Origin of the sequence: Burkholderia sp. BCC0097 (assembly GCF_902832985.1) — a bacterium.
Lineage (GTDB): Bacteria > Pseudomonadota > Gammaproteobacteria > Burkholderiales > Burkholderiaceae > Burkholderia > Burkholderia orbicola.
Window position 1 is genome coordinate 772,962 of record NZ_CADFDM010000004.1, and the last position, 12,148, is coordinate 785,109.

10 protein-coding genes are annotated in these 12,148 nt (G+C 69.1%); 9 read left to right on the forward strand and 1 reads right to left on the reverse strand.

The features are described 5' to 3' along the window. Positions 1-25: 25 nt before the first annotated feature. The 8 genes from HWX07_RS17235 to HWX07_RS17270 are packed head-to-tail and all read left to right on the forward strand — an operon-like array spanning position 26 to position 9,949. Entirely contained in the window at positions 26-469 is a 444-nt protein-coding gene (locus HWX07_RS17235) for a low molecular weight protein-tyrosine-phosphatase (protein WP_011548197.1), read from the forward strand. Next, complete coding sequence (locus HWX07_RS17240) at positions 463-1,641, forward strand: polysaccharide biosynthesis/export family protein (RefSeq protein ID WP_012338500.1); 1,179 nt, start codon at positions 463-465, stop codon at positions 1,639-1,641. The genes HWX07_RS17235 and HWX07_RS17240 overlap by 7 nt, the downstream gene beginning before the upstream one ends. A 50-nt stretch (positions 1,642-1,691) precedes the next feature. Then, positions 1,692-3,917 carry a polysaccharide biosynthesis tyrosine autokinase gene (locus HWX07_RS17245; protein WP_175877069.1) on the forward strand — a complete coding sequence of 742 codons (2,226 nt, stop codon included), beginning with the start codon at positions 1,692-1,694 and terminating at the stop codon, positions 3,915-3,917. Positions 3,918-3,976: 59 nt separating this feature from the next. Then, positions 3,977-4,936, forward strand: coding sequence for a glycosyltransferase family 2 protein (locus HWX07_RS17250; protein WP_175877070.1), 960 nt, complete (start codon positions 3,977-3,979; stop codon positions 4,934-4,936). Positions 4,937-4,979: 43 nt separating this feature from the next. After that, positions 4,980-6,125, forward strand: coding sequence for a glycosyltransferase family 4 protein (locus HWX07_RS17255; RefSeq protein WP_175877071.1), 1,146 nt, complete (start codon positions 4,980-4,982; stop codon positions 6,123-6,125). Between the two features lie 10 nt (positions 6,126-6,135). Further along, positions 6,136-7,602 (forward strand): glucose-6-phosphate isomerase, encoded by a 1,467-nt coding sequence (locus HWX07_RS17260; RefSeq protein ID WP_011548192.1) that lies wholly within the window; start codon positions 6,136-6,138, stop codon positions 7,600-7,602. Next, positions 7,599-8,783, forward strand: coding sequence for a glycosyltransferase family 4 protein (locus HWX07_RS17265; RefSeq protein WP_175877072.1), 1,185 nt, complete (start codon positions 7,599-7,601; stop codon positions 8,781-8,783). The genes HWX07_RS17260 and HWX07_RS17265 overlap by 4 nt, the downstream gene beginning before the upstream one ends. After that, the gene (locus HWX07_RS17270) at positions 8,783-9,949 is read left to right on the forward strand and encodes a glycosyltransferase family 4 protein (RefSeq protein WP_175877073.1); all 1,167 of its coding nucleotides are present in this window, start codon (positions 8,783-8,785) and stop codon (positions 9,947-9,949) included. The genes HWX07_RS17265 and HWX07_RS17270 overlap by 1 nt, the downstream gene beginning before the upstream one ends. A 247-nt stretch (positions 9,950-10,196) precedes the next feature. Here the strand turns inward: HWX07_RS17270 and HWX07_RS17275 are convergent, their stop codons facing one another. After that, a complete protein-coding gene (locus HWX07_RS17275; protein WP_175877074.1) occupies positions 10,197-11,432 on the reverse strand; it encodes an MFS transporter in 1,236 nt (411 codons plus the stop codon). 153 nt (positions 11,433-11,585) lie between these two features. On the opposite strand from HWX07_RS17275, the gene HWX07_RS17280 reads away from it, so the two are divergent. After that, positions 11,586-12,056 carry a helix-turn-helix domain-containing protein gene (locus tag HWX07_RS17280; protein WP_011548188.1) on the forward strand — a complete coding sequence of 157 codons (471 nt, stop codon included), beginning with the start codon at positions 11,586-11,588 and terminating at the stop codon, positions 12,054-12,056. Positions 12,057-12,148: the final 92 nt, after the last annotated feature.

Below are 12,148 nucleotides of genomic sequence, written 5' to 3' on the forward strand. Positions count from 1 at the left end.
TTTTCGTCACCCGTTACGAGACGCCATGTTCCGGAACATCCTGATCGTCTGCCACGCGAACGTCTGCCGCAGCCCGGCGGCGGAAATGCTGTTCAAGTCGCACGCCGCGTCGCGCGGCGGCCCGCGTCCGACGTTCCATTCGGCCGGCGTTCACGCGAACGACGGCGACGGCATCGATCCGGTGATGCGGCGACTGCTCGCCGAGCGGGGCGTCGATGCGACGACCCATCGCTCACGGCGGCTGTCGCGCCGGATCGTGCGCGACGCCGACCTGATTCTCGTCAGCGAGCGCGAGCAGATCAAGGCCGTCGAAGCGGTCGATCCGTTCGCCCGCGGCAAGGTTCACCTGCTCGGCAAGTGGGAGGGGGCCGAGATCGCGGACCCGCACGGCGGCCCCGAGGCCGACTACCGCGAGAGCTACTCACTGATCGAACGTCTGGTTCAAGGATGGCTACAGAAACTATGCTGAAACGCCCGATGCGCCCGGTGGCGCTTGCCGTCGCGCTGACGACTTTCCTGTCAGCCTGTGCAACCGCGCCCGGCAACTACCTCGACTCGTCGAACCTGAAGGACGAAGGCCGGCAGGAAGCGGCCGAAACCTATCCGGTTCATTACATCGACGCCAAAGTGGTGATGGACCAGCTGCAGAAAGCGCAGGTCGATCATCCGCTGCCGCCCGGGCGCTATACCGATCCGTCGCAGTACACGTATCGCGTCGGCCCGCAGGACATCCTCGGCGTCACCGTGTGGGACCACCCGGAGCTGACGACGCCGCAGGGCCAGTCGTTCTCGAGCGGCGGCAACACGACGCAGTCGGTCGCGGGCGCGCTGCAGCAGCCGTATACGACCGCGCTGCCGGGCCAGGCCGATCCGTACGGCCAGACGGTCGCCGCCGACGGCACGATCTTCTTCCCGTTCGTCGGCCGCATCCGCGTGGCGGGCAAGACGGTCGCGCAGATCCGCGACGAGATGGCGTCCAGCCTGTCGCGCTACGTGAAGAATCCGCAGCTCGACGTGCGCGTGCTGTCGTTCCGCAGCCAGAAGGTGCAGGTGACGGGCGAGGTGAAGCAGCCGGGCCCGCTCGCGGTGAGCGACGTGCCGCTCACGCTCGTCGACGCGATCTCACGTTCCGGCGGCTCGACCGCCGAGGCCGACCTGCAGCGCGTGCGCCTGACGCGCGACGGCAAGCTCTACACGCTCGACGCGAACGGCGTGCTCGATCGCGGCGAAGTGAAGCAGAACGTGATGCTGCAGCCGGGCGACATCGTCAACGTGCCGGACCGCAGCGACAGCCGCGTGTTCATCATGGGCGAGGTCAAGACGCCGGTCACGGTGCCGATGCTCAAGGGCAAGCTGACCATCGCCGATGCGCTGACCGCGGGCGGCGGGATTCTCGACACCGATGCGAACCCGCGCAAGATCTACGTGATGCGCGGGATGCGCGACAACCCGACGAAGCCCGAGGTGTACCGCCTCGACATGACGCAGCCCGATGCGCTGATGCTGTCGAGCCGCTTCCCGCTTCAACCGCTCGACGTCGTCTACGTCAGCACGGCCGGCTCGGTGCAGTTCAACCGCGTGCTGCAGCAGGTGCTGCCGACGATCCAGACGATCTTCTACATGCGGCAAATCACGCGCTGATAGCCCGCCGGGGCGGCGCCCGCCCCCCGGCACCACTCAAGCGGGAACGAATGGTGAACACGCAAGCGAAACACTCCTACGCGGACCTGACCGCGAAAACCGAGGAAGAGGACGTCGTCCTCGGCCAGTTGCTCCAGGTCATCATGGACGACATCTGGCTGCTGCTCGGCATCGCGGTGACGGTCGTCGCGCTCGCCGGCCTCTACTGCTTCATCGCGAAGCCGGTCTACCAGGCGGACGTGCACGTGCGGGTCGAGGGCAACGACAACACGTCGCAGGCGCTCACACAGACGCAGACGGGCGCGTCGATCAACAGCGGCCCGCAGCAGGCGCCGACCGATGCGGAAATCGAGATCATCAAGAGCCGCGGTGTCGTCACGCCGGTCGTCGAGCAGTTCAAGCTGAACTTCTCGGTCGCGCCGAAGACGCTGCCGGTGCTCGGCAGCCTCGCCGCGCGCCTCGCGACGCCGGGCGTGCCGGCGCGGCCATGGCTCGGCCTGAAGTCGTACGCGTGGGGCGGCGAAGTCGCCGACGTCGACTCGATCAGCGTCGTGCCGGCGCTCGAAGGCAAGAAGCTGACGCTGACGGCCGGCCCGAACGGCACCTATTCGCTGGTCGACGAGAACGGCACGCGGCTGCTGGCCGGCCGCGTCGGCGAAGCGGCGCAGGGCGGCGGCGTGACGCTGCTCGTGAGCAAGCTCGTCGCGCGCCCCGGCACGCAGTTCACGGTGGTGCGCTACAACGATCTCGACGCGATCAGCGGCTTCCAGGCCGGCATCCAGGTGAGCGAGCAGGGCAAGCAGACGGGCGTCGTGCAGATCTCGCTCGAAGGTAAGGACCCGGACCAGACCGCCGCGATCGCGAACGCGCTCGCGCAGTCGTACCTGAACCAGCACGTGGTCGCGAAGCAGGCGGAAGCGACCAAGATGCTCGACTTCCTGAAGGGCGAGGAGCCGCGCCTGAAGGCCGACCTCGAACGCGCGGAAGCCGCGCTCACGCAATACCAGCGCACGTCGGGCTCGATCAACGCGAGCGACGAGGCGAAGGTCTACCTCGAAGGCAGCGTGCAGTACGAACAGCAGATCGCCGCGCAGCGGCTGCAGCTCGCGTCGCTTGCGCAGCGCTTCACCGATTCGCATCCGATGGTGATCGCCGCGAAGCAGCAGCTCGCGGAGCTGCAGGGCGAGAAGGACAAGTTCAGCAACCGCTTCCGCAGCCTGCCGGCGACCGAGGTGAAGGCAGTCCAGCTCCAGCGCGACGCGAAGGTTGCCGAGGACATCTACGTGCTGCTGCTGAACCGCGTGCAGGAGCTGTCGGTGCAGAAGGCCGGCACGGGCGGCAACATCCACCTCATCGATTCGGCGCTGCGCCCGGGCGCGCCGGTCAAGCCGAAGAAGGTGCTGATCCTGTCGGCCGCCGTGTTCCTCGGGCTGATCCTCGGCACGGGCGTCGTGTTCCTGCGCCGCAACCTGTTCCAGGGCATCGAGGATCCCGATCGCATCGAGCGCACGTTCAACCTGCCGCTGTACGGGCTGGTGCCGCAAAGCGCCGAGCAGGTGAAGCTCGACGCGGCGGCGGAGAAGGGCGGCAGCCGTGCGCGGCCGATCCTCGCGAGCCTGCGTCCGAAGGACCTGAGCGTCGAGAGCATGCGCAGCCTGCGCACCGCGATGCAGTTCGCGATGATGGACGCGAAGAACCGCGTGATCGTGCTGACCGGCCCGACACCGGGCATCGGCAAGAGCTTTTTGACGGTCAACCTCGCGGTGCTGCTCGCGCATTCGGGCAAGCGCGTGCTGCTGATCGACGCCGACATGCGCCGCGGGATGCTCGACCGCTACTTCGGCCTGACCGTGCAGCCGGGCCTGTCGGAGCTGCTGAGCGATCAGTCGCCGCTCGAGGAAGCGATCCGCGAGACGCCGGTGCCGGGCCTGTCGTTCATCGCGGCCGGCACGCGGCCGCCGAACCCGTCGGAGCTGCTGATGTCGACGCGCCTGCCGCAATACCTCGAAGGGCTCGGCAAGCGCTACGACGTCGTGCTGATCGATTCGCCGCCGGTGCTGGCGGTGACCGACGCGACCATCATCGGCCGCATGGCCGGCTCGACGTTCCTCGTGCTGCGCTCGGGCATGCATACCGAAGGCGAAATCGCCGATGCGATCAAGCGCCTGCGCACCGCGGGCGTCGATCTGGAAGGCGGGATCTTCAATGGCGTGCCGCCGAAGGCACGCGGCTATGGCCGCGGCTATGCGGCCGTGCATGAATACCTGAGCGCTTGACCGCATTTCACGACACCGGGCCGGCGCGAGCGCCTGCCCGGCCGACTGGAGAATCCTCGATGAAAATTTCCGTGCTCGTTCCGACCTATCGGCGCCCCGCCGACCTCGCGCGCTGCCTGCTGGCGCTGCAGCGGCAGCAGCGGCTGCCCGACGAGGTGATCGTCGTCGCGCGCCCGGAGGACGACGCCACGCACGAACGGCTCGCCGATCCGGCGGTCGGCGGCGCGCTGCCGCTGCGCATCGTGCCGGTCGACGTGGGGGGGCAGGTGGCCGCGCTGAACAAGGGGCTCGACTCGGCGACGGGCGACATCGTCGCGATCACCGACGACGATGCGGCGCCGCGCCCCGACTGGCTCGCGCGCATCGAAGCCGTATTCCAGGCCGACCCGCGCGTGGGCGCGGTCGGCGGACGCGACTGGGTGCACGAGAAAGGCCGCGTGCTCGACGAATCGCGCGAACTCGTCGGCCAGCTCACGCTGTCCGGCAAGATCGTCGGCAATCATCACCTCGGCGTCGGCGGCGCGCGCGAAGTCGACATGCTCAAGGGCGCGAACATGAGCTACCGCCGCGCGGCGATCGAACGGCTGCGCTTCGACACGCGGCTGCGCGGCGCCGGCGCGCAGGTGCACAACGACATGGGCTTCAGCATGCACGTGCAGCGCGAAGGCTGGAAGCTCGTCTACGACCCGGCGATCGCGGTCGATCATTTTCCGGCCGAGCGCTTCGACGACGACCGGCGCGATGCCGCGTCGCTGAACGCGATCAGCAACGGCGCGCACAACCTGCACCTGATCCTGCGCGAGCATCTGCCGCCGCTGCGGCGCGAGATCGCGTGGTGGTGGTGGACGCTGGTCGGCACGCGCGTCTATCCGGGCTTCGCGCACCTGCTGCTGGCGCTGCCGACCGCGCGGCGCGCCCGCGTGCTCGCGCACTGGCGCGCGGTGCGCCGCGGCGCCCGCGATGCGCGTCGCACCAACCTTGCCCCCCACCGTGCGGCGATGCCGCCGGTGACGTCTTGAACGCCCTGCGCGCACCGCGCGCGGCCATACCCGGAGGGCTCGCATGACCACGAAGGCTGCAACCAAAGTCCACGTCCATCTGTTCTACGGCGCCGATCCGCGTACCTACCGGAAAGGCGACGACATCGGCTGCCTGTATGGCTATCACCACGCCGAATCCGACGAATTCCGGCTGACCTATTCGCAGGACGTCGGCGAGAACCGCGTCGTGAGCGTCGCGCGCCGCGCGCTGAAGGCGGCGCTCGGCTTCGACGTCGTGCATGCGTGGCGCAATCGCGCGGCGCTGCTCGCCACCGACGTGATCTGGACGCACACCGAGCAGGAACATCTGGCCGCCGCGCTGGTCCTCAAGCTGGCCGGCGCGCAGGGCAAGCGCCCGCTGCTGCTCGCGCAGAGCGTGTGGCTGTTCGACAAGTGGGGCAGTTTCGGCGGCCCGCGCCGCTGGCTGTACCGCAAGCTGCTCGCGCGCGCCGACGCGCTGACCACGCTCGCCCGCGACAACGCCGACCTGTGCCGGCGCTATCTCGGGCGCGAAGCCGAGTTCGTCTACTACGGGCTGAACACGCAGGATTTCCCGCCGGTCGAGCCGCGGCAATGGCAACCGAACCGGCCGCTGCGGATCGCGGCGATCGGCAACGACCGCGACCGCGACTGGCGCACGTTCCTCGCCGCGTTCGGCGGCGACGAACGCTACGAGGTGCGGCTCGCGACGCGCCGCCGCGTGCCGCGCGAGTGGCATGCGCCGAACGTGCGGATCGGCCCGGCGTCGGGGCTCGCGAAGCAGCATGAGCTGTACGCGTGGGCCGACGTGATCGTCGTGCCGCTGCGGCCGAATTTCCACGCGTCGGGCATCACGGTGATGCTCGAGGCGGCGGCCGTCGGCAAGCCGATGATCGTGTCCGACGTGGGCGGCCTGAGCGACTACTTCCCGCACGATACGGCCGCCTATGTGCCGGCGTTCGACGCGCAGGCGATGCGCCAGGCCGCCGACCGCTTCGTCGCCGACCCGGCGGCGGCGCTCGACTGCGCGCGGGCCGCTGCTGCGTCCCTGCGCGAACGCGACCTGACCACGCAGGCGTTCGCCGAGCAGCACGTGCGGATCACGCGCGACATGCTGCGCCGGCGCCGCACGCCCGCGCCGGCCGGCGTCGCGATGCCGCTCGCCGATTCGAGCGCGTCGTCGCAGTGAGCGCGGATCGATGAGTACGATTGCCGCCGAACGCGCGCCGTCACGCGCCCGCAGCTGGTTCGCCGAGCCGAAGCACTGGGCCGGGCAGGCCGGGCTGTGGGCGTTGACCGCCGCGCTGATTGCCATCCACCAGGGCAAGGTGCTGACGCTCGCGTTCCCGGTGCTGGCCATCGGGGTCGGCATCTGGCTGTATTTCAAGAGCCCGGCGCGCTACGTCGGCTTCATGTGGTGGGTGTGGTTCCTGAGCCCGGAAGTGCGGCGTTTGGCCGACTGGTCGAAGGGCGCGTTCACGCCGACGAGTTTGATCCAGGTCGCGCCGCTCGCGGTGACGATGATCGCCGGCCTGGGGCTCGTCAGGCATTACCGCGTGCTCGCGCAGCGGCGCGGGATTCCGGTGCTGCTGATCCTGTTCGGGCTCGTGTATGCGTACCTGGTCGGGATCGTGTCGAGCGGCGTGATGGCCGCGACCTACGACCTCGCGAACTGGCTGTACCCGATCCTGATCGGCTTTCACATCATGGTGAACGCGCGCAACTATCCGGAGTATCGCGACGTGCTGCTGTCCACCTTCATGTGGGGCATGCTCGTGATGGGCCTGTACGGCGTCGTCCAGTATTTCGTGATGCCGCAGTGGGACGTGCTGTGGATGGTCGGCTCGCAGATGGGCTCGCAGGGCGAGCCGGTGCCGTACGGCGTGCGCGTGTTCAGCACGATGAATTCGTCCGGGCCGTTCGCGTTCGCGATGATGGGGGCGCTGGTGTTCGTGCTGGTCGCGCCGCAGAAGATCCGCTGGTTCGCGGGCGCGGCCGGCTTCGTGTCGTTCGCGCTGTGTCTCGTGCGCTCGACCTGGGGCGGCTGGGTGATCGCGCTCGCGATCCAGCTCGTGCAATCGAGCAACCGCGTGCGGATGCGGATCCTGATCAGCGGCGTCGTGCTGGTCGGGCTGTGCGTGCCGCTGCTGACCGTCGGGCCGGTGGCCGACCGGCTCGGCGCGCGCCTGCAGTCGATCACGAACCTGAAGGATGACCGCAGCTACGACGACCGCAACAAGTTCTACGCGACCTTCGCGCAGACGGCGTTCACCGACGTCGCCGGCGAGGGAATGGGCGCGACCGGCGCGTCCACGAAGCTGTCGAGCGACAGCGGCGAGCTCGGCAAGTACGGCAGCTTCGACAGCGGCGTGATGAACGTGCCGTTCGTGCTCGGCTGGCCCGGCACGCTGCTGTATCTCGCCGGCGTCGTGATGCTGTTCGGCCGCACGCTGCGCGCGGCGTTCAAGCTGCGCAAGGACAAGTTCGTCGGCGCGTGCCTGAGCCTGTGCCTGTCGACCTTCGCGATGCTCGTGTTCACGAACTCGCTGATCGGCACCGGCGGCTTGCTGATGTTCACAGCCATTTTTTCGATACTTGCCGCGGCGCACTGGCAGAAGGCGCAACGCCTGCTGGCCGCCGCGCGTTCACGGGGAGGCGACCATTGAGAATCGCGATCGTCACGCACGTCGTGCGACATAACGACGGGCAGGGCCGCGTCAATTACGAAATCGCGCGCGCGGCGCTGGCCGAAAACTACGAGGTCACGCTGGTCGCGTCGCATGTCGCGCCCGAGCTGCTGGCCGACCCGCGCGTGCGCTGGGTGCCGGTGAAGGTCGGCGGCTTCTGGCCGTCGAATCTCGTCAAGCAGCAGGTGTTCGCGCTGAAGAGCGCGGCGTGGCTGCGCGCGCACCGCGGCGAATACGACGTGCTGCACGTGAACGGCTTCATCTCGTGGATCAAGGCCGACGTGAATACCGCGCACTTCGTGCACGGCGGCTGGTTCAAGAGTCCGTACTATCCGTTCGGCCCCACCAAGGGGCTGTGGTCGGCCTACCAGTACGTCTACACGCGCGTGAATACCGTGCTCGAGCGCTGGGCGTACAAGCGTTCGCGCGCGATCACCGCGGTGTCGCAGAAGGTGGCCGACGAGATCGCCGCGCTCGGCATCGACAGCCGCAAGATCAGCGTGATCTACAACGGCGTCGACGGCAGCGCGTTCGCGGGCGCGCAGGCCGACCGCGCGGCGTTCAAGCTGCCGGACGACGCGTTCCTGCTGCTGTTCGTCGGCGACCTGCGCACGCCGCGCAAGAACCTCGGCACCGTGCTGAAGGCGCTGACGAAGCTGCCCGCGAACGTGCATCTGGCGGTGGCCGGCTATCTGCCCGGCAGCCCGTACCCGGAAGAAGCGCGCGCGCTCGGCATCGATTCGCGCGTGCATTTCCTCGGGCTCGTGAAGAACATGCCGACGCTGATGCGCTCGGTCGACGCGTACGTCTTTCCGTCGCGCTACGAAGCGATGAGCCTGTCGCTGCTGGAGGCGATGGCGGCCGGCTTGCCGGTCGTCACGGCGCGCACGGCGGGCGGCGCGGAAATCATCACGCGCGAATGCGGGATCGTGCTGGAGGACCCGGACGATCCGGCCGCGCTCGCGCAGGCGATTGGCGCGCTCGCGGCGTCGCGCGACACCTGCCGCGCGATGGGCGACGCGGCGCGCGAACTGATGACCCGTTTCGGCTGGGCGCACATGGGCGCCCAGTACGTCGCGCTTTACCGGCGCATCGGCCAACCCACGCAGCCGTCCGCCTTCGAGCGGGTCGAGCATGCGATCACGCAGGAGCAACCGTGATGTCCCACTCTTTCCGGCCGATCAAATCGTTGCAGATCGGCATGCACTGGTTTCCCGAACGCGCGGGCGGCCTCGACCGGATGTACTACTCGCTCGTCGGCGCGCTGCCCGGCGCGGGCGTCGAGGTGCGCGGGCTCGTGGCCGGCTCGCCGAAGGTCGCCGACGACACGGGCGGGGCGATCCAGGGCTTCGGTCCCGCGTCGGAGCCGCTCGCGCGCCGAATGCTCGCCGCACGGCGCGCGCTGCGCGACGAGATCCGCAGCGAGCGGCCGGACGTGATTTCGTCGCACTTCGCGCTGTACACGTTCCCGGGCCTCGACGTGACGCGCGGGATTCCGCAGGTGTCGCACTTCCAGGGGCCGTGGGCCGACGAAAGTCAGGTCGAGGGCGCCGCGTCGCTCGGGCAGCGCGCGAAGCGCTATCTCGAACAGGCGGTGTATACGCGCTCGTCGCGGCTGATCGTGCTGTCGCAGGCATTCGGCCAGATCCTGACGAATCGCTACGGGATCGATCCGTCGCGCGTGCGCGTGATTCCCGGCTGCGTCGATACCGCGCAGTTCGACACGCCGCTCACGCCCGCCGAGGCGCGGCACAAGCTGCAACTGCCGCAGGACCGGCCGATCGTGCTGGCCGTGCGCCGGCTCGTGCGGCGCATGGGGCTCGAGGACCTGATCGATGCGATCGGTGTCGTCAAGCGCCGTCACCCGGACGTGCTGCTGCTGATCGCCGGCAAGGGCAAGATCGGCGAGGAGTTGCAGCAGCGCATCGACGAAGCGGGGCTGCAGGACAACGTGAAGCTGCTCGGCTTCGTGCCCGACCATCATCTCGCGGCGCTGTACCGCGCGGCGACGGTCAGTGTCGTGCCGACGGTCGCGCTCGAAGGCTTCGGGCTGATCACCGTCGAATCGCTGGCATCCGGCACGCCGGTGCTGGTCACGCCGGTCGGCGGGCTGCCGGAGGCGGTCGCCGGGTTGTCGAACGATCTCGTGCTGCCGTCGACGGGCGCCGATGCGATCGCCGAAGGGCTCGGCGGCGCGCTGTCGGGTGCGATCGCGCTGCCCGACGAGGCCGCATGCAAGCGTTATGCACGCGAGCATTTCGACAATGCGGTGATCGCGCGGCGCGTGGCCGGCGTGTACGAGGAAGCGATTCAGGCGGCAGGCTGAACGTTCGCGGCGCACCGCGCCGCCGAGTCGCAGCGGAACCGAAGCGGAACCGAAGCGGAACCGACATGCGCCGCGACGTTGCCGGCGCGCCCACTTCTCTGCCGCGGGGGATGCCCCGAGCTGAACCGAAGCCGAACCGCAGCGGAACCGAAAGCCCGAGCGGCGCACGTACTTGGCTGGTTCGCGTGCCGGCCGCCCGGCGAGGGCGGGCGAGCGTTTCCCGTTCGACCCGCATGGCCGGCGCGTCTCATGCGCGCCGCAGCGTCGCGGCCCACACGCTGAGCGCGGCCACACTCACCCCCGCGCCGAGCACGCAGACGCCGGTCCAGCCGGCGCGCGCATACATCATCGTCGCCGCGATCGCACCGAGCCCGCTGCCGGCCGAATAGAACAGCATGTAGCAGCCGACCAGGCGCGCATGCGCATCGGGCCGCGCGCCGAGAATCATGCTCTGGTTGATGACGTGGACGGCCTGCCCGCCGACGTCGAGCAGCACGATGCCGACGACCAGCCACGCAATCGACGTATTGCCGAACGCAAGCGGCAGCCACGCGCACGCGAGCAGCGCGAGTGCCGCGCCGGTCGTCGCCTCGCCGCGTCCGCGATCCGCGAGCCGGCCCGCGCGGGCGGCGGCCGCCGCACCGAGCGCGCCGACGAGGCCGAATGCGCCGATCTGCGTATGCGACATCGCGTGCGGCGGCGCGCTCAACGGCAGTACGAGCGCGCTCCAGAAGATGCTGAACGCCGCGAACATCAGCAGCGCGATCGCGCCGCGCACGCGCAGCACGCGTTCGTCGCGCAGCAGCGACACCATCGAGCGCAGCAGCGCCGCGTAGCCGATGCGTTCGCGCGGTTCGCGCATATCGGGCAGCAGCCGCGACAGCACGACGAGCATCGCGATCGCGAGCGCGCCCGATACGAGATAGACGGCCCGCCACCCCGCGATGTCGGTGACGACGCCCGCCAGCGAGCGTGCGGCCAGCAGCCCGACCACGACGCCGCCTTGCGCGGCGCCCACCACGCGCCCGCGTTCGCCCGCACCGGCGAGAGCGGCCGAGCACGCGATCAGCCCTTGCGTCATCGCGGTGCCGAGCAGCCCGACCGCGACCATCCCGGCCAGCAGCGCGCCACGCGTCGGTGCAATGGCCACGCCGATGCAGGCCGCGCTCAGCAGCACAAGCTGCACGTCGATCAGGCGCTTGCGGTTCAGCAGGTCGCCGAGCGGCACGACGAACAGCAGCGCGAGCGCGCAGCCGAGCTGCGTCGCGGTGATGACGCCGCCGACGGCGGCCTGCGACACGCCGAAATCCCGTGCGATCGAATCGAGCAGCGGCTGCGCGTAGTAGACGTTCGCGACGTTCGCCGCGCAGCAGACGGCCAGCAGCGCGACGCGCGCGGACGACAGGCGGCCGTCCTCGGCCGGATGAATCGCGTCGGTCGACGCGTTCGATGCAACGGTGCCGGAATGGCAGGACGATTCCATGGGTTCCTCGCGCAATGTAGTTGCAATTTGAAACTTGTTTGGAGTGTAGGGAAAGTAGTTTTAAAATGCAACTGGTTGAGTGGTGGGCCAGAGGCCCGTGCACGGATGGCCGGCATGCCCGTGAAGGCGGCCGGCACGATTGCGGAGAGAGAGATGGCCAGGCAGAAAAGTCTTGCGGATTCGCCGTGCCCGGTGGCGCGCGCGACCGATATCGTCGGCGATCGCTGGGCGTTGCTGATCGTGCGCGATGCATTCGACGGCGTGCGCCGCTTCGGCGATTTCCGCGCGAGTCTCGGCGTCGCGAGCAACATCCTGTCCGACCGGCTGAAGATGCTGGTGGATGCGGGCGTGTTCGACGTCGTGCCGGCGTCGGACGGCACCGCGTATCAGGAGTATGTGCTGACGAAAAAAGGCGAAGGACTGTTTCCGGTGATCGTGATGCTGCGGCAGTGGGGTGAGGCCAACCTGTTCGCGCGCGGCGAGCGGCATTCGGTGCTCGTCGATCGCGGCACCGGGCGTGCGATCCGCAAGCTCGCGCTGCGGCACGACGACGGTCGGCCCGTGAAGGCTGCCGACACCGTCGTCAGGAAGGTCGACGACGAGGCGAGCGCGACACGGCGATGAGCGTCAGGCGCGATGGCTCGGCCGGCAGCACCCACGTTGTTTCTGAGAAATACCTGTCTCGATCGCGATGCACTCGACACGCCGCATCCGCG

What these genes read in the sequence shown, in the direction of transcription:
- HWX07_RS17235 (WP_011548197.1), top strand. Translation starts at nt 26, where the DNA reads ATGTTCCGGAACATCCTGATCGTCTGCCACGCGAACGTCTGCCGCAGC.
- HWX07_RS17240 (WP_012338500.1), top strand. Translation starts at nt 463, where the DNA reads ATGCTGAAACGCCCGATGCGCCCGGTGGCGCTTGCCGTCGCGCTGACG.
- HWX07_RS17245 (WP_175877069.1), top strand. Translation starts at nt 1,692, where the DNA reads ATGGTGAACACGCAAGCGAAACACTCCTACGCGGACCTGACCGCGAAA.
- HWX07_RS17250 (WP_175877070.1), top strand. Translation starts at nt 3,977, where the DNA reads ATGAAAATTTCCGTGCTCGTTCCGACCTATCGGCGCCCCGCCGACCTC.
- HWX07_RS17255 (WP_175877071.1), top strand. Translation starts at nt 4,980, where the DNA reads ATGACCACGAAGGCTGCAACCAAAGTCCACGTCCATCTGTTCTACGGC.
- HWX07_RS17260 (WP_011548192.1), top strand. Translation starts at nt 6,136, where the DNA reads ATGAGTACGATTGCCGCCGAACGCGCGCCGTCACGCGCCCGCAGCTGG.
- HWX07_RS17270 (WP_175877073.1), top strand. Translation starts at nt 8,783, where the DNA reads ATGTCCCACTCTTTCCGGCCGATCAAATCGTTGCAGATCGGCATGCAC.
- HWX07_RS17275 (WP_175877074.1), bottom strand. Translation starts at nt 11,432, where the DNA reads ATGGAATCGTCCTGCCATTCCGGCACCGTTGCATCGAACGCGTCGACC.
- HWX07_RS17280 (WP_011548188.1), top strand. Translation starts at nt 11,586, where the DNA reads ATGGCCAGGCAGAAAAGTCTTGCGGATTCGCCGTGCCCGGTGGCGCGC.